Annotated in this window: 15 protein-coding genes; 6 read left to right on the forward strand and 9 right to left on the reverse strand. The window is 63.3% G+C overall.

From position 1 onward, the window contains the following. Positions 1–43: 43 nt before the first annotated feature. Together P0M12_RS27590 and arc are read right to left on the reverse strand one after the other, a co-directional pair. Entirely contained in the window at positions 44–721 is a 678-nt protein-coding gene (locus tag P0M12_RS27590; RefSeq protein WP_003944961.1) for a TIGR00266 family protein, read from the reverse strand. A 118-nt stretch (positions 722–839) separates the two neighbouring features. Continuing rightward, positions 840–2,615 carry a proteasome ATPase gene (gene arc / locus P0M12_RS27595; protein ID WP_003944870.1) on the reverse strand — a complete coding sequence of 592 codons (1,776 nt, stop codon included), beginning with the start codon at positions 2,613–2,615 and terminating at the stop codon, positions 840–842. A gap of 195 nt (positions 2,616–2,810) precedes the next feature. Between arc and P0M12_RS27600 the strand changes: the two genes are divergently transcribed. Then, a complete protein-coding gene (locus P0M12_RS27600; protein ID WP_003944789.1) occupies positions 2,811–3,335 on the forward strand; it encodes a hypothetical protein in 525 nt (174 codons plus the stop codon). A 64-nt stretch (positions 3,336–3,399) separates the two neighbouring features. Here P0M12_RS27600 and P0M12_RS27605 read toward each other — a convergent pair whose 3' ends face one another. Further along, positions 3,400–4,374, reverse strand: coding sequence for a tRNA (adenine-N1)-methyltransferase (locus P0M12_RS27605; RefSeq protein WP_223304531.1), 975 nt, complete (start codon positions 4,372–4,374; stop codon positions 3,400–3,402). On the opposite strand from P0M12_RS27605, the gene P0M12_RS27610 reads away from it, so the two are divergent. Further along, the gene (locus P0M12_RS27610) at positions 4,291–5,352 is read left to right on the forward strand and encodes a RecB family exonuclease (RefSeq protein ID WP_116058139.1); all 1,062 of its coding nucleotides are present in this window, start codon (positions 4,291–4,293) and stop codon (positions 5,350–5,352) included. The two genes, P0M12_RS27605 and P0M12_RS27610, sit on opposite strands and share 84 nt — an antisense overlap. Before the next feature lies 1 nt (position 5,353). Next, the gene (locus P0M12_RS27615) at positions 5,354–6,163 is read left to right on the forward strand and encodes a thioesterase family protein (protein WP_003944950.1); all 810 of its coding nucleotides are present in this window, start codon (positions 5,354–5,356) and stop codon (positions 6,161–6,163) included. Between the two features lie 46 nt (positions 6,164–6,209). Here P0M12_RS27615 and hisG read toward each other — a convergent pair whose 3' ends face one another. From hisG to metH, 6 genes are all read right to left on the reverse strand, one after another. Next, positions 6,210–7,061, reverse strand: a complete 852-nt coding sequence (gene hisG, locus P0M12_RS27620) for an ATP phosphoribosyltransferase (protein WP_047270516.1) — start codon at positions 7,059–7,061, stop codon at positions 6,210–6,212. A 97-nt stretch (positions 7,062–7,158) separates the two neighbouring features. Beyond that, entirely contained in the window at positions 7,159–7,422 is a 264-nt protein-coding gene (locus P0M12_RS27625) for a phosphoribosyl-ATP diphosphatase (protein ID WP_003944933.1), read from the reverse strand. Positions 7,423–7,481: 59 nt separating this feature from the next. Then, a complete protein-coding gene (locus P0M12_RS27630) occupies positions 7,482–8,396 on the reverse strand; it encodes a pseudouridine synthase (protein WP_007729895.1) in 915 nt (304 codons plus the stop codon). Between the two features lie 3 nt (positions 8,397–8,399). Then, a complete protein-coding gene (locus P0M12_RS27635) occupies positions 8,400–9,260 on the reverse strand; it encodes a rhodanese-related sulfurtransferase (protein WP_042450983.1) in 861 nt (286 codons plus the stop codon). A 12-nt stretch (positions 9,261–9,272) separates the two neighbouring features. Then, the gene (locus P0M12_RS27640; protein ID WP_047270514.1) at positions 9,273–9,971 is read right to left on the reverse strand and encodes an HAD family phosphatase; all 699 of its coding nucleotides are present in this window, start codon (positions 9,969–9,971) and stop codon (positions 9,273–9,275) included. Continuing rightward, entirely contained in the window at positions 9,964–13,533 is a 3,570-nt protein-coding gene (metH, locus tag P0M12_RS27645; protein ID WP_047270513.1) for a methionine synthase, read from the reverse strand. The genes P0M12_RS27640 and metH overlap by 8 nt, the downstream gene beginning before the upstream one ends. A gap of 168 nt (positions 13,534–13,701) precedes the next feature. Here metH and P0M12_RS27650 point away from each other — a divergent pair, with 168 nt between their 5' ends. From P0M12_RS27650 to P0M12_RS27660, 3 genes are all read left to right on the forward strand, one after another. Next, positions 13,702–14,556: a PAC2 family protein gene (locus P0M12_RS27650; RefSeq protein ID WP_223257810.1), complete on the forward strand. Its 855-nt coding sequence runs from the start codon at positions 13,702–13,704 to the stop codon at positions 14,554–14,556. A 41-nt stretch (positions 14,557–14,597) separates the two neighbouring features. Then, positions 14,598–15,713: an MFS transporter gene (locus P0M12_RS27655; protein ID WP_164490617.1), complete on the forward strand. Its 1,116-nt coding sequence runs from the start codon at positions 14,598–14,600 to the stop codon at positions 15,711–15,713. Between the two features lie 146 nt (positions 15,714–15,859). Further along, complete coding sequence (locus P0M12_RS27660; RefSeq protein ID WP_277377136.1) at positions 15,860–16,945, forward strand: hypothetical protein; 1,086 nt, start codon at positions 15,860–15,862, stop codon at positions 16,943–16,945. The last annotated feature ends 20 nt before the right edge of the window (positions 16,946–16,965 follow it).

Consider the following 16,965-nt stretch of genomic DNA (forward strand, 5'->3'; position numbering starts at 1 on the left):
GGGACTGAACACCGCTGGGACTGAACACTGGTGGGACCTGTGATCAGCCCGGGGTGATCGCCGAGAGCCAAGCAGCGAACGCGCTGGGGTTGCGGGTCTGCGCGAGAACGCGTCCTGGGCCGGTGAAGTCGAAGACAAATCCTTCACCGGACTTCATCGACTGAATGGTGCGCCCCTGAACGGCGCGCCGCATGTTGAAATTCATGCCGAGGTCGTAGGCGACCACGTGACCGGTATCGATCGTGACTGTCTCGCCTGGCTGCAAGTCGATGACGTCGATCGCGCCGTAGACGGCCAGCACTACTTCACCGTCGCCACTTGCCCGCAGGCCGAAGCCTCCCTCACCGCCGAAGAGGTTGGACATGCCGCCCCACTTGGACTCGACCGTCACACCGTAGGAGTTGGCCAACCAGGTTCCACGGTTGAGGAAGAACGGGCGATCAGAGGTGATGGTCAGCGGGATCAGATCTCCGGGAAGCACACCAGTCACGTCGACCCAACCACCTTGCGGCGGAGCGGTATACGTCGTGACGAAAAATGATTCGCCGCTCAGCATCGACCGCTTGAGTCCCTGCAGGACGCCGCCCTGCGCCTTCGCTTCGAGAACTACGCCGGCAGAATGCGCGAGCATCGCCCCGCTCTCCACGCGCAGCGGTTCGCCGGGCGCGAGGTAGCAGCGAGCGACAGTGGACGACGGATTGTGTCGAAGATGTATCTGCACGGCGGGACTCTAAACCAGCGCGACCGACCGGTCCAATCGCAACGAAGTCAACGGCAGCGACGCAGAGATCGGGCCGACAACTCTCGCGGAGTGGCCGGCCCGATCGATCTTCGTTTCGCTACAGGTACTGGCCCGTGTTCGACTCTGTGTCGATCGCGCGGCTGGCACTGGCGTTCTTGCCGGTGACGAGAGTGCGGATGTAGACGATCCGCTCACCCTTCTTGCCCGAAATACGTGCCCAGTCATCAGGATTGGTGGTGTTGGGCAGATCCTCGTTCTCGGCGAACTCGTCGACGATGGAATCGAAGAGGTGCTGCACACGCAAGCCCGGAGCACCGGTGTCGAGTACCGACTTGATCGCGTACTTCTTGGCGCGGTCGACGATGTTCTGGATCATCGCACCCGAGTTGAAGTCCTTGAAGAACAGAACTTCCTTGTCGCCGTTGGCGTAGGTGACCTCGAGAAAACGATTCTCTTCGCTCTCCGCGTACATGCGATCGACGACGCGAACGATCATCGCCTTCAAGCAGGCGGTGCGATCTCCACCGAACTCTGCCAGGTCGTCTGCATTGATCGGCAGACCGTCCACCAGGTACTTCGAGAAGATGTCCTGAGCGGATTCCGCGTCGGGGCGCTCGATCTTGATCTTCACGTCCAGTCGGCCGGGACGCAGGATGGCCGGGTCGATCATGTCCTCACGGTTGGAAGCGCCGATGACGATGACGTTCTCGAGCCCTTCCACGCCGTCGATCTCGCTGAGCAGCTGCGGAACGACCGTTGTCTCCACGTCGGAAGAGACTCCCGAACCACGGGTACGGAAGATCGAGTCCATCTCGTCGAAGAAGACGATCACCGGAGTGCCCTCGGACGCCTTCTCACGAGCACGCTGGAAGATCATCCGGATGTGACGCTCGGTTTCGCCGACGAACTTGTTCAGAAGTTCCGGGCCCTTGATGTTCAGGAAGTAGGACTTGGCGTCCTTGCTGTCCTGACCGCGGGCTTCGGCGATCTTCTTGGCCAACGAGTTGGCGACGGCCTTGGCGATGAGCGTCTTGCCGCAACCAGGCGGACCGTAGAGCAGTACACCCTTCGGCGGCCTCAGTGAGTACTCGTGGAACAGATCCTTGTGGAGGAACGGGAGTTCGACGGCATCACGGATCTGTTCGATCTGACGCCCGAGACCACCGATGTCGTCGTAGTGAACGTCCGGAACTTCTTCGAGAACCAGATCTTCGACCTCGGCCTTCGGGATGCGCTCGAAGGCGTACCCGGCCTTGGTGTCGACGAGCAACGAGTCGCCCGGACGCAGTTTCCTGGTCGGAGAATCGGCGTCGTACGCGATGATGTCGGCTTCGGGGTCGGCGAAGACGGCTGCCAACGGCGCTGCGAGCCAGACGATGCGCTCTTCGTCGGCATGACCGACCACCAGTGCGCGCAGTCCGTCGTCGAGTACCTCACGGAGCGTGCTGATCTCACCGACCTGCTCGTAGGTGCCGGCCTCGACGATGGTGAGTGCCTCGTTGAGGCGAACCGTCTGCCCGAGGGCGAGGGTGTCCGTGTCGATGTTCGGTGAGCACGTCAACCGCATCTTGCGACCCGACGTGAACACGTCGACGGTCTTGTCCTCGTGTACCGAGAGAAGGACTCCGTAACCGCTCGGCGGTTGACCGAGTCTGTCGACTTCTTCACGAAGCGCGATGAGCTGCTGACGGGCCTCTTTGAGGGTGTCCATCAACTTGCTGTTTCGGATGGACAACGAGTCCACCTTCGACTCCAGCTCACGCACCTGCTCCGGCGATTGTGCAAGTTGTCGGCGCAGTACTTGTGCTTCCACTCGTAGCGCGTGGAGTTCTTCTGCTGCCGCAACCGAATCCGGGTTCTCTGTCGAGCTCATGTGCGTCTCCTCCCAGTGCGATCCATCAACGCTACCGGCATAAGGCCCCAACTGTCGCCAGACACGGTGCGCGAGTGCGATTTCACACCTGCGCGCGGACCGTGCCGACTGGTCTCGAGCCAGAATTTGGTCATGTTAGCCTTGCCTACAAGATGGAGACAGCGCCTGTCTCTCTTTACAACGAAAGGTAACGCTGTGATCATCCGCAAGACTCTCATCAGCGCTTGTGCTGTCGCTGCCGTCCTGACCATGGGTGCATGCAGCTCGGACGACAACAAGGATTCGACGGCTGCAAGTTCTACTTCCGCCGCCGCCTCGAGCACCACGGCCAAGGCCTCGGCTTCCGCCACGACGTCAGCTGCCGCTGCCGCAGCGGCTCCGACGGCCGAGGAGCTCAACGCTTCGCTCGTCGCGCTGATCGATCCGGCCAAGCCGATCGAGGAGAAGACCGCTCTGGTGGTCGACGGAACCAAGCGTCAGGCCAACATCGAGACGATGAGTGCTGCACTGGGCGGTAACCCGGCCTACGCGATCACGTTCAACGTGGACAACGTCAAGGTCGACGGTCAGACCGCAACTGCAGACGTCGCCGTCGTCAGCCCGCACGGCGCCGCCCCGGCCACCCCGTGGACCTGGGAGCTCGAAGACGGCTCCTGGAAGCTGTCCGACACCTCGGCATGCGTGCTCCTGGAAATGGGCCGCGCTTCCTGCACCGCATAACTTCCAGCTACGACAAGAGCGGCGATCCGGATACCGGATCGCCGCTCTTGTTGTTTTCGTGTGACTACTTGGCCGCGGTGTTCGAGCCCTTGCCCGCACGCCGCTGCGGCTTCGGGGTGACAGTTCCTTCGGCGAGACGACGAGCGCTCACGAGGAACGCGGTGTGGCCTTGCATCCGATGTTCGGGGCGCACCGCCAATCCGACGACGTGCCAACCGCGCACGATCGATTCCCACGAGCGGGGCTCGGTCCAGCATTCTTGCTCCCGCATCGCCTCGACGACCTTCGAGAGCTGAGTAACGGTCGCGACGTAGACGATCAACACGCCGCCCGGCACGAGTGCCTTCGAGACGGCGGGCAGGACGTCCCACGGGGCCAGCATGTCGAGGACGACGCGATCGACCTTGCCTCCGTGCGCTTCCGGATCGAACTCGGCGAGATCGGCGATGGTCAGTTCCCAGTTCGGCGGACGTTCCCCGAAGAAGGTCTCGACGTTGCGAACCGCATGTTCGGCATGATCGTCGCGGACCTCGTAGGAGATGACCTTGCCCTCGGGTCCGACGGCACGCAGCAGCGAACATGTCAGTGCGCCGGAGCCGGCTCCGGCCTCGAGCACGCGTGCTCCTGGGAACACGTCGCCTTCGTGAACGATCTGAGCTGCGTCCTTCGGGTAGATGACCTGGGCACCGCGCGGCATGGACAGCACGTAGTCCACCAGCAGGGGGCGCAGTGCGAGATAGGGCGTGCCGTTGACCGACTTGACGACGCTGCCCTCGTCGGCACCGATCAGATCGTTGTGAACGATTCCGCCCTTGTGGGTGTGGTATTCGCGGTTCGCCTCGAGAACGATCGTGTAGTGGCGTCCCTTGCCGTCGGTCAGCTGTACTCGGTCGCCGACGCGGAACGGACCTGACGGCCGCTTGCCCGGCGCAGTGAGATCAGCTTCTGGAAGGTCTTGTTCGGGAATCTCGGCGACAGCGGACTGCGCAACCTCATCCACTTCGGTCGTGCCTTCTTCTGGTTGCAGCTCGTTCGCCATGCGCAGATGATCCCTGTTCGCTTGTTTCCGGTGTCCTCGCCACCGGCTCCGACGGAGTTGTCGGACCAACCGCATAGCCTGCCAGGTGTGAGCTCTGTCGAATTGCCAACCCCCACTCCAACGGGTGCAACATCACACGAGCGCCCGCGTAGTCGGCCGGCGCTCTCTCCGTCTCGGGCGGGTGACTACAAACAATGCCCCCTGCTCTATCGCTTCCGAGCAGTCGACAGAATTCCGGAAACGCCAACCAGAGCCCAGGTCAGAGGCACCGTCGTACACGCGGCACTGGAAGCACTGTTTGCACTCCCGACCGGTCACCGGGTTCCGGATCGCGCAGCCGAACTCGTCCGTCCCGCGTGGGAACGTGTCAGTGCCGAGTCTCCCGAGGCCGCTGACCTTGTTCCGGAGGGCGAGCTGGATTCGTTCCTCGACGAAGTCGGCAAGCTCGTCGCGACGTACTACACGCTCGAAGATCCCACTCGATTCGATGCCGAGGCGTGCGAGGTCTACGTCGAGACCGAATTGGAGAACGGCGTTCGACTCCGCGGCTTCGTCGACCGGATAGACGTTGCACCGACGGGTGAGGTGCGGGTGGTCGACTACAAGACCGGAAAAGCGCCTCGCGAGTTCACCGAATCCAAGGCGCTCTTCCAGATGAAGTTCTACGCGCTCGTACTGCTGCGCACTCGCGGAATCGTTCCCGCACAACTGCGCCTGATCTATCTGGCCTCCGGCTCGATTCTCACGTACGCCCCGGATCACGACGAGCTCATCCGATTCGAGCGAACCCTCTCCGCCATCTGGAAAGCGATCCTCGCAGCAGGTGCGACCGGAGACTTCAGACCCAAGCCTGGCAAACTGTGCGACTGGTGCGATCACAAGTCACTGTGCCCCTCGTTCGGCGGAACACCTCCGCCCTATCCAGGTTGGCCGGACCTGCTGAGCACCGAACCTGTTGCCGCAAAGGAGAATTCATAACATGACGGACAGTTCGTACTACCGCTACCTCGGAACGACGGAGGAAGGGCACGAGCGGTTCGCGAGCACGCAGGCAACTGTCAGCATCTGGGGCCCGACACTGCAGCACGGCGCTCCCCCGTCGGCGCTGTTGGTACGAGCCCTCGAGCGGTGCGGTGCGCGCGACGAAACCCGTCTGACGCGCGTCGTCGTCGAGATTCTCGGACCGATTCCGATTGCCGACCTCGAAGTCCGGTCCTGGATCGAACGACCCGGTCGCCGAATCGAATTGATCGTCGCCGAACTGTGGGCAACCACCGCCGACGGATCTGCACGCGCGGTTGCGCGCGGTACGGCGTGGCGGATGGAGACGGTGGATACCGGCGACGTCGTCCACGTAGTCGATCCCCCGCTCGAACCCCGCGACAGCGGCACCCCGGGCGTTCTCGAGGGTCTGTGGAGCGTCGGCTATCTCAAGACCCTCGACTGGTCCTGGATTGCTCCGATCGGGTGCGTGGGAACCGGCAAGGTATGGGCGCGCCCCAAGCCAGAGCTGGTCGAGGGTGAGAAGATGTCTGCTCTCGAGCGTTTGTTCGCGGTGGCCGACATCTCAAACGGGGTCGGCGCCAAGCTCGACCCGGAGCACTGGACGTTTCTCAACACAGATCTCACGGTGCATATCTTCCGTGTGCCCGAGGGAGAGTGGGTCGGTGTCGCCGCCGAAACCACAACGGGTCCGGACGGCGTCGGCATGTGTGCGGGCGTGCTCTACGACGAGCAGGGTGCCGTGGGCCGTATCGCCCAGACTTTGCAGATTCGCGCCCGTTCCTGATTTCCAGGAACGGGCGCGAATGCGCGTAAATCTATTCAGGCAGTGATCAGAAAGCGCGTACCGAGCGGATGTTCGACGCGAGGATGGCCTTGGCACCGAGTTCGGCCAAGGCATCCATCACCTGGTTGTGTCCCTTGATCGGGACCATCGCGCGAACCGCGACCCAGTCGGGATCGGCCAACGGTGAGAGGGTCGGCGATTCCATACCGGGAGTCATCTTGATGGCGTCGTCGAGGATGGTGCGCGGGCAGTCGTAGTCGATCATCAGATTCTGCTGCGCGAAGACAATTCCGCGTACGCGTTCGATGAGCTGGTTGCGGGCGGGATCGTCCTGCGGAGCGCCGGCGCGCTCGATCAGGACACCTTCGGAATCGCAGAGCGATTCACCGAAAGCCACGAGGTTGTGTTGGCGGAGAGTACGACCCGATCCGACCACGTCGGCGATCGCGTCGGCGACGCCGAGCTGAATCGAGATTTCCACTGCTCCGTCGAGACGGATGACGGTGGCGTCGAGTCCGCGATCTGTGAGGTCCTTACGGACCAGGTTCGGGTACGACGTTGCAATGCGCAGGCCGGACAGATCCTCGACGGCCCAGTCCTTGCCGGCAGGTGCTGCGTAACGGAACGACGAACGGCCGAAGCCCAGTGACAGACGCTCGGATACGGGAGCACCCGAGTCGCCGGCGAGATCACGACCGGTGATGCCGAGATCCAGCTCACCGGAGCCGACGTAGATCGCAATGTCCTTGGGGCGCAAGAAGAAGAACTCGACCTGATTGGCCGGATCGAGGACTGTCAGATCACGGGAATCGGTGCGTCGACGGTAGCCGGCCTCGCTGAGAATCTCGGCGGCGGACTCGGACAGTGAGCCTTTGTTGGGAACTGCTACGCGCAGCATGGTGGATGTCCTTTCGGAAGGTGTGGGTGACGTGAGACGACATGAATCGGAAGCCCTGGACGAGCGAGACGGAGTACATCTCGCTGGTCAGCTCCGATCACAGATGTCGGTACACGTCCTCGAGGGTCAGTCCGCGACCGACCATCAACACCTGCGTCCAGTACAGCAGCTGGGAAATTTCCTCGGCTAGCTGCTCATCGCTCTGGTATTCCGCAGCGATCCACACTTCACCGGCTTCCTCGATGACCTTTTTGCCCTGAGCATGCACACCGGCGTCGAGGGCGGCGACAGTGCCGGACCCCTCGGGGCGAGTAGCAGCGCGCTCGGTCAATTCGGCGAACAAGGATTCGAAGGTCTTCACGGGTAGCTATTCTTTCACGAGGACGGAAGCGGTTTTCACACGCCCACGAACAGCGGTGTTCACAGGCCTGCGTCGAGGCTGCGCGAACTCACGAACCTGCGGGTCTGCCCGGTGATCGGATCCGGGTACTCCAACGCTCGCGCCAACAATCGCAACGGAGTCGAGAAGTCACCGGGCACTGCGGGCAGATACTCCGGATAGTAGTTGTCACCGACGATCGGGACGCCCAGCGAGTTGAGGTGCAGCCGAAGCTGATGGGTCCGGCCGGTCCGTGGGAGCAACCTGTATCGCCCGAGCGTCCGGCCGGCCGAGTCGGTGATCACCTCGATCAGTTCGATCGAGGTCTCACTGTTCGGCTCGCCCGCGATTTCGGTAGCCGTCATCTCGCCGTGAACTTTGTTGATGCGGCTGCGCACCGTGCGAGGGAAAGTCAGTTCCGGATCGAAGCCCGCAATCGCCTCGTACTCCTTGACGATCCGCTGCTCGGCAAAAAGTTCCTGGTACGGCCGTCGTAGGTCCGGTGTCACGGTGAACACGATGACACCCGCCGTCATCCGGTCGAGGCGGTGAACTGGCGCAAGATCCGGAAGGTCCAGGTCACGACGCAGGCGCACGACTGCGCTTTCGACGATGTGCGCTCCCCGTGGAATGGTCGCCAGGAAGTGCGGTTTGTCGATCACGAGAATCGAGTCGTCGCGGTACAAGATCTCGATCTCGTGCGGAACCGGAATCTCGGGGGCCGGCTCGCGGTAGAAGTACACGAACCGGGTCGGCTGATAGGGCGTTCGGCTCGTGATCTTCCGCCCGTGCTCGTCGACGACGTCCCCGGCGCTGACGAGGTCCGCCCACAGGTCCCGCTCCCCGGGATGCTCGCCGACCAGGTGCTCGAGGACGGTCCGCGCCGACGACTCCGCCGGCATCCGCAGCCGGTCAGGTCCGAGACCGTTTCGGATCGGCAACGGAGCCTTGGGCACAGCTCAGTCCTGCTCGAGGTCTGGTGAACAACTCTCGCAGAGCAATTCGAGGGTTCGGCCGTCGCCGTCGATCCGGTTGCGGTACCGCGGGGTCGGAGTACCACAATCGACACACACGCCGAGTGTCTTGGCTTCGGATGAGAACTCGATGTTCATCCGCTTGTCGAACACGTACAGGGAACCGTCCCAGAGGCCGCGGTCGCCGAAAGTCTCGCCGTAACGGACGATTCCGCCGTCCAACTGATAGACCTCGTCGAAGCCACGTGAGCGCATCAGCGAAGACAACACCTCACAGCGCACTCCGCCGGTGCAGTACGTGACCACGGCTTTGCCCTTGAGATGGTCGTATTTGCCACTGTCGAGTTCGTTGACGAAATCCCGAGTGGTGGCGACGTCCGGAACTATCGCATCTCGGAAACGGCCGATCTCGGCTTCGAAGGCATTGCGTCCGTCGAAGAACACGACGTCGTCACCGCGAGTGTCGACGAGTTCGTGTAGTTCCTTGGGCACCAGGTGAACTCCTCCGCCGACCACACCGTTCTCGTCGACTTTCAGCTCGTCGGGGGCACCGAACGTCACGATCTCCGAGCGTGCCTTGACACTCAGACGAGGGAAATCGTTCCCGAGGCCGTCCGACCACTTGATGTCAGCGGTACGGAAGGGTTCGTAACCACGCGTACCACGGACATATCGCTTGACATCCTCGATGTCTCCGCCGACCGTCGCGTTGATCCCGTGCGGCGAGACGATGATCCGGCCCGTCAGGTTGTTGGACTCGGCCAGGCTGTGCTGCCACAGCTTGATCGCTTCCGGGTCCGCCAACGGCGTGAACTGGTAGAAGAGAACAATTTTCGGAATAGCCACAGCAAATCCAGCCTAACGTGCCGCGCTCGAGTGAACGTCGTGAAGATCGTGAATGGACAAGTCCAACAGGGACTCTCGAAACACGCGTCCAGGGCCGGCGGGGACGTCGACCTCACACGGAACGACGAGCACCGCGCAACCCGCAGCGCTGGCCGACGCCGTGCCGGTCGGCGAGTCCTCGATCGCGAGGCACTGCGCCGGCTCGAGTCCGAGCAGATGCGCGCCGCGCAGGTACGGATCCGCTGCCGGTTTCCCGTTGGGGACCTCGTCGCCACACACCGAATGGTCGAAGAACTCACGGCCGAGCATGCCGAGTGCCCGATCGACCAGAACTCGCTCGGTGTTGGTGACCAGTGCAGAACGCAGACCACCGTCACGCACGGTCGACAGTGCGTCGCGAGCACCCGGCCGCCAGGTCACGCCGTCCTCGAAAAGATCGCCGACGCGGGTGTACATCCAGTCCTTCGCCTCGGCGATGGCATCGGGATGCTTCTCCAGGCAGAGAGCGTCGAACACCGTCGCAAGGGCGAAGGGGCTCGACGCACCGATGACGGCAACGCGTGTCGCTTCCGTCATCGGTCCGCCCAGGCGTAGGGACAGCTCACGAAGCGCGATGTCCCACAGCTTCTCCGAATCGAGCAGGGTGCCGTCCATGTCCCACAGGACACCACCGAGCGTTGATTCGGATACTTCGGTCAACAACTCAGACATTGAAATACTTTGCTTCCGGGTGGTGCAGGACAAAAGCGTCCGTGGACTGCTCGGGATGCAGCTGCAGCTCCTCGGACAATTCGACGCCGATTCGTTCGGGTTCGAGCAACGCAACCAACTTGGCTCGATCCTCGAGATCCGGGCACGCGCCGTATCCGAACGAATAACGAGCGCCGCGGTACTCGAGATCGAAGTAACCGGCAACCTCGGTGGGATCCTGCTCCGCGACGGTGTGACCCTCGGGAAGCACTAGCTCTTCACGGACGCGTCGATGCCAGTACTCGGCCAGAGACTCCGTGAGCTGGACACCGATTCCGTGAACCTCGAGGTAATCGCGGTACGAGTTCGATGCGAACAACTCGTTGGCGAAGTCCGCGATCGGCTGACCCATCGTCACCAACTGGAACGGGAGTACGTCGACCTGCCCGGTGGCCTCGGCGTCCTTGCGCGAGCGAACGAAGTCCGCGATGCACAGGAAGCGGTCGCGGTGCTGGCGCGGGTAGGTGAATCGGAACCTTTCGGGTGCATCCGGTTTCGGCTCGGTGAGCACGATGACGTCGTCGCCCTCCGAGATCGCCGGGAAGTACCCGTACACGACCGCGGCATGCGCGAGGATGCCCTCGGACGTCAGCCGATCGAGCCAGTACCGAAGTCGCGGACGGCCTTCCGACTCGACCAGTTCCTCGTACGTCGGACCATCGCCCTTGCGCTGACCGCGAAGGCCCCACTGGCCGAGGAAAAGAGCGCGCTCGTCGAGCAGTCCCGAGTACTCGGACAGCGAAATTCCCTTGACGATGCGCGAGCCCCAGAAGGGAGGTGTCGGCACCGCGATGTCGGTTGCGACATCGGAACGCTCCGGCAGGACCACGGGAACCGCTGCAGCCTTACGCTTTTCGGCGATGCGCTTGGAACGCTCGTGACGTGCCTTACGCTCGGCAGCCTTCTCGCGAGCAGCGATGGCCTCCGGGCTGTCCGGCGCCGGGCCGCCACCACGCTTGGTCGTCATGATCTGGTCCATCAAGTTCAGACCCTCGAAGGCGTCGCGGGCATAGCTGACGTCGCCCTCGTACACCTCCTGCAAGTCGTTCTCGACGTAGGAGCGCGTGAGCGCCGCACCACCGAGCAGAACCGGGAACTTCTCGGCGACTCCGCGTGCGTTGAGTTCCTGGAGGTTTTCCTTCATCACGACAGTGGACTTCACGAGCAGTCCGGACATGCCGATCACGTCGGCTTTCTTGTCCAACGCGACGTCGAGGATGGTCGCGATCGGCTGCTTGATACCGATGTTGACGACCTCGTAGCCGTTGTTGCTCAAGATGATGTCGACCAGGTTCTTGCCGATGTCGTGAACGTCGCCCTTGACGGTCGCGATCACGATGCGCCCCTTGCCGTCCTCGTCGCTCGCTTCCATGTGCGGTTCGAGGAATGCCACGGCAGCCTTCATGACCTCGGCCGACTGCAACACGAACGGCAACTGCATCTGTCCGGAGCCGAACAGCTCGCCGACGGTTTTCATGCCCGAGAGCAAGGTCTCGTTGATGATGGCCAGCGGAGGCTTGATCGTCATCGCCTCGGTGAGGTCGTCGTCGAGGCCGTTGCGCTCGCCGTCGACGATGCGGCGTTCGAGCCGGTCGAACAACGGAAGTCCCGCCAGTTCCTGCGCACGGGACTCGCGCGCCGACGCAGCCGAGACACCCTCGAACAGAGCCATCAGCTTCTGCAGCGGGTCGTACCCCTCGCTACGACGGTCGTAGACGAGGTCGAGTGCGGTTTCACGCTGCTCGTCAGGAATTCGGGCCATCGGCAGAATCTTGGACGCATGAACGATCGCCGTGTCCAGACCTGCCTCGGTGCACTCGTGCAGGAACACCGAGTTGAGGACCTGCCGTGCGGCCGGGTTCAAACCGAACGAGATGTTCGAGATACCCAGGGTGAAGTGGAGTTCCGGGTACGCAGCCTTGAGCTGACGGATCGCTTCGATGGTCTCGATGCCGTCGCGTCGTACCTCTTCCTGACCGGTGGAGATGGGGAAGGTCAAGGCGTCGACGATGATGTCGGACTCGGCGAGTCCCCAGTTTCCCTTGATGTCCTCGATCAGACGCTTGGCGATGGCGACCTTCGTCTCGGCGGTGCGAGCCTGGCCCTCTTCGTCGATGGTCAGGGCGACGACCGCCGCGCCGTGCTCCTTGACCAGAGTCATGATCTTGTGGAAACGCGATTCGGGGCCGGCGCCGTCTTCGTAGTTGACGGAGTTGACGGCGCAGCGGCCACCGAGGTGCTCGAGGCCGGCCTGCAGCACGGCAGGCTCGGTGGAGTCGAGCATGATCGGCAGCGTCGAGGACGTCGCCAGGCGGCTGGCAAGTTCCGACATGTCGGCGGCACCGTCGCGGCCCACGTAGTCGACGTTGAGGTCGAGCATGTGTGCGCCGTCGCGGGTCTGGTCCTTGGCGATGTCCAGGCACTTCTGGTAGTCCGCGGAGAGCATCGCCTCGCGGAAAGCCTTGGAGCCGTTGGAGTTCGTGCGTTCGCCGATCATCAGGATGCTGGCGTCCTGCTCGAACGGCACCGCCGAGTACAGCGAAGAGGTGCTCGGCTCGTGGATCGGCGTGCGCTGGGCCTTCTCGACCTGACGAACCGCGTCGGCGACCGCGCTGATGTGCTCGGGCGTCGTACCGCAGCAGCCACCGACGAGGCCGAGTCCGAACTCGGAGACGAAACCACTGAGGGCTTCGGCCAATTCGTCGGCAGTCAGCGGATACTCGGCGCCCTTGGGACCGAGCTGCGGCAGGCCGGCATTGGGCATGACCGACACCGGCAGCGTGGAGTACTTGGACAGATGACGGAGATGTTCACTCATCTCGGCCGGCCCGGTGGCGCAGTTCAGACCGATCATGTCGATACCGAGTGGCTCGAGTGCCGTCAGCGCCGCACCGATCTCACTGCCCAGGAGCATCGTTCCGGTTGTCTCGACCGTCACGTGCGTGATGATCGGCAACCGCAGTCCGAGTTGCTCCATCGCACGCTGGCTGCCGAGGATTGCAGCTTTCACCTGAAGCAGGTCCTGGCAGGTTTCGACGAGGATGGCGTCGGCGCCACCGTCGATCATGCCGAGCGCAGCTTCGGTGTACGCGTCACGCAGGACTGCGTACGGTGCGTGTCCCAGGCTGGGGAGCTTGGTTCCCGGTCCCATCGAGCCGAGTACGAATCGGGCCATGCCGTCGCGGCCTGGTCCCATCTCGTCCGCTACTTCACGGGCGAGAGCAGTGCCTTTTTCCGCGAGTTCGCGGATCCGGTGAGAGATGTCGTAGTCGGCGAGGTTGGGCAGGTTGCAACCGAAGGTGTTGGTCTCGACGGCATCGGCACCAGCGGCGAAGTACGCACGGTGGATGTCTTTGAGCACGTCGGGACGGGTGTCGTTGAGGATCTCATTGCACCCCTCGAGGCCGAGGAAGTCGTCCAGGGTGAGGTCCGCGGCCTGCAACATGGTGCCCATCGCTCCGTCGCCGATGACAACGCGCTGTTTCAGCGCATCAAGCAGGGCAGAGTTAAATGGGGCAGACATGCCGTCCAGAGTAGTGGGCGCACCGACAAGCTCTGGCCGTAGGCTGGGTGGGTGAGTCCAAGTGAGTTCCCCGTCACTCCCGACGGCCCGGTCGATTTCGATGATTCCGCGGCCTTCGAGAGCCCTGACGGCTTTGCCGTCGACAGCAGCGACCGCCTCGAGGGCGACATCCCTGTCCTACGTGATCCCATCCTCGTTGCAGCTTTCGAGGGCTGGAACGACGCCGGTGACGCAGCCAGCGGTGCGGTCGAACATCTCGAGCTGATCTGGGATGCCCAGCCGCTCGCCGAACTCGATTCAGAGGACTACTACGACTATCAGGTCAACCGCCCCACAGTCCGGCAGGTCGACGGTGTCACTCGCGAAATCGTTTGGCCGGCAACACGTTTGTCGGTCTGTTCGCCTCCTGGCAGCGAGAGCGACATCGTCCTGCTTCGCGGGATCGAGCCCAACATGCGGTGGCGCAGTTTCTGCGAGGATCTGCTCGAGCTGATCGACCAACTGAACGTCAAGACGGTCGTCATCCTCGGCGCCCTGCTCGCCGATACTCCGCACACCCGACCGGTCCCGGTGACGGGCACGGCCTACAGCAGTGAATCCGCCGCCCGATTCAACCTGGAACAGACGCGGTACGAAGGCCCGACGGGCATCACCGGGGTTCTTCAGGACGAGTGCGTTCGTGCTGGTGTACCCGCTATTTCGTTCTGGGCGGCGGTTCCGCACTACGTCTCGCAGCCACCCAACCCGAAGGCCACAGTGGCCCTCCTTCAACGAGTCGAGGATGTTCTCGACATCGAGGTCCCACTCGGGGAGCTCCCGGCTCAGTCGGAGGATTGGGAGGAAGCGGTCAACGAAATGACCGCGGACGATGAGGAAATCGGCGAATACGTGCGCACCCTGGAAGAACGGGGAGACGCCGAAACCGACATCAGCGAAGCAATCTCCAAGATCGACGGCGATGCCATCGCCGCGGAATTCGAGCGCTACCTCAGACGGCGAGGCCCCGGCAGCTTCGGACTGTGAGCAAGAACACTCCAGAAGAAGGCGGAAGTACACGGCGCCCACTGCGCCTCCGGCTTCAGCTGATCGCGCTGTACGCCGGCGGGTTCCTCGGCCCGTTCGGCGGCGGCGTGGTTGCTTCGATCCTTCCCGAGATCGGTGACGATCTAGGGGTCGGTCCGTCGGCGGCCGCCTCTTCCCTCACCGCGTACCTGCTCCCCTTCGCCGCTCTGATGTTGGTGTCGGGGACACTCGGGACGCGGTGGGGCAAGGTTCGGACGGTGCGCATCGCTTACGGCGTCTACGTCCTCGCGTCGTTGGCATGCTTCCTCGCCCCGACACTCGAGATCTTCCTTGCCGCCCGGGTACTGCAGGGCTCCGCGAACGCATTCACCACGCCGCTACTGCTTGCCTCGTTGGCGGCCGCAACACCGCAGGCACGGCTGGGTCGAGCCCTCGGAGCCTTCGGCGCTTTCCAGGCCGCAGGGCAGTCGTCGGCTCCGTTGATCGGCGGACTGGCGGCCGAATTCGACTGGCGTCTGGCCTTTCTCGTCATCGCAGTGGTCGCGGGCATTCTGGGAGCCGTCGGACTTCCGAAGTCCGAAGCACCGGCAGCGACCACTCCCGCCCGTCTCCGCGATGCATTACGCCCCGAAGTGCTCCGCATCGGTATCGCTGCATTGCTCGGCTGGGGCGCCCTCGGTGGACTGAGCTTCCTGCTCGCCTTCCGCTTCGAAGACGAGTTCGGGCTGTCCCCCACCGTCCGCGGCCTACTGCTCACCGTCTTCGGCGTGGCCGGCATCCTCTCGGCCCGGCGCATCGGAATCCTCATCGATCGCATCGGCGCACGCTCCTCCGTGATGATCGGCGCCCTGGGCGGAGCAGTTCTGGTCTCCGTAGTCGGCCTTGCCGGCTTGGTGCCGGTGATCGCGATCGCATGGTTTGTCGCAGGCGTCGCGAGCCAGTTCGTGCTGGTCGGCGTCAACGCGGCGGTCCTCGGATCCGCGGGGCCGAACCGTGGCGGCGCCGTGTCCGTCGTCCAAGCGATGCGCTTCGGCGGCGCCGCTCTTGCTCCCCTGGCCCTGACACCGATTTACGACTCTTCGCCTGCCGCGAGCTTCCTGATCCCGGCACTACTGCTCGCCGTCGTCGCTCCCCTGATCATGCCGAAGCAACGCTGATCGATCTAGGCAATTTCGAATTTGAAGTTGTGTAGGTAGTGAGTTTCTCGGCGAAATCGACCACTGTTGTCGCGAGGCTGTCAGGGCGAACATTATTCGGAAAATCTTGTGTTTCCGTCGTCGACAGATATTGATACCATTGGAACATGAGCGAATCTGAGTCGGAACCGGAACGGCCGATCGACATTTTTCGGCGATCGGTTGCCGTCATCGAAGAAAATTTGCCTCCTACCTGGTCTGTGTCGACGCAGCGCTCCCCCGACCTGTCCGAGGCGCCACTCCGACTCGACCTCCGCTCCCCTGACGGCTCGGTGGCCAAATTCGGCGTGTACGCCGCTCACGGTGTCCTGAGCAGCGACGTTCCCGGTATCGCCGATCGCTTCCCCACCGGTCAATCGGGCTTCGTGTGCGCAAAATATCTGTCCGAGCCGGTTCGCCGGCAGCTCGATTCCCACGCGATCTCGTACGCAGACGCCACGGGCAACGTGTCGTTGACCGCTGATCGACCCGCCGTCTGGGTGCGTGGACGCGGAGCCGACGCCGATCCGTGGCGGGGGCCCGGACGTCCTTCCGGACAGTTGACGGGCGATCCGTCAGCTCGCGTCGTGCGTGCGCTTGCCGATTTCGCGGCGCCACTGGCGATCACTGCCTTGGTGCGCCTGGCCGGTGCGTCGACGGGAGCAACCTATCGGGTGGTTCAGACACTGTCGGATCGTGAACTGGTGACCAGGCTCCCCCGCGGTGGGATCGGTGACGTCCGCTGGCCGAAGATGCTTCGTGAATGGGCGGCTGAGGCCGGGGCCAAAGCGCCGACGCCTCACGGCTTTCACGCGCCGGACGGGTTGGAAGCACTCTTCGATGAACTGCGTCAGCTCAGCGGTCACATCTACGCCGGTACCGCCTCGGTGGCCGCCGCACCCTTTGCTCGGTACGCGCCCACTCGACGTGCCCACTTCCATGCCGACAACGTCGATCAGTTCGCCGACGCTCTCGGACTACGGCGTGTGGAATCCGGCGGTGACGTGTGGATCACCGCTCCCCTCTCACCGTCTGCCTTCGACCGATTGCTCACCCGCGACGGCATCCGCATCGTCGCCCCCAGCCAAGCGTTCGCCGATCTGCTGGTCGGCCCGGACTCCGACGAGGCGGCGGCCGAGCACCTGCTCACATGGATGATCGAGAACGAATCGCAGTGGCGACGCGCCGCATCCCCTGCTACGGATCGCCCGTAGGAAAAAGAGGGGGCGTCTCT

This window comes from Rhodococcus sp. RCBS9 (assembly GCF_029457415.1).
Lineage (GTDB): Bacteria > Actinomycetota > Actinomycetes > Mycobacteriales > Mycobacteriaceae > Rhodococcus_F > Rhodococcus_F qingshengii.

Bases quoted from the DNA above. Each gene is read 5' to 3' on its own strand.
- arc (WP_003944870.1), bottom strand. From the start codon at position 2,615: ATGAGCTCGACAGAGAACCCGGATTCGGTTGCGGCAGCAGAAGAACTC.
- P0M12_RS27605 (WP_223304531.1), bottom strand. From the start codon at position 4,374: ATGGCGAACGAGCTGCAACCAGAAGAAGGCACGACCGAAGTGGATGAG.
- P0M12_RS27615 (WP_003944950.1), top strand. From the start codon at position 5,354: ATGACGGACAGTTCGTACTACCGCTACCTCGGAACGACGGAGGAAGGG.
- hisG (WP_047270516.1), bottom strand. From the start codon at position 7,061: ATGCTGCGCGTAGCAGTTCCCAACAAAGGCTCACTGTCCGAGTCCGCC.
- P0M12_RS27640 (WP_047270514.1), bottom strand. From the start codon at position 9,971: ATGTCTGAGTTGTTGACCGAAGTATCCGAATCAACGCTCGGTGGTGTC.
- metH (WP_047270513.1), bottom strand. From the start codon at position 13,533: ATGTCTGCCCCATTTAACTCTGCCCTGCTTGATGCGCTGAAACAGCGC.
- P0M12_RS27660 (WP_277377136.1), top strand. From the start codon at position 15,860: ATGAGCGAATCTGAGTCGGAACCGGAACGGCCGATCGACATTTTTCGG.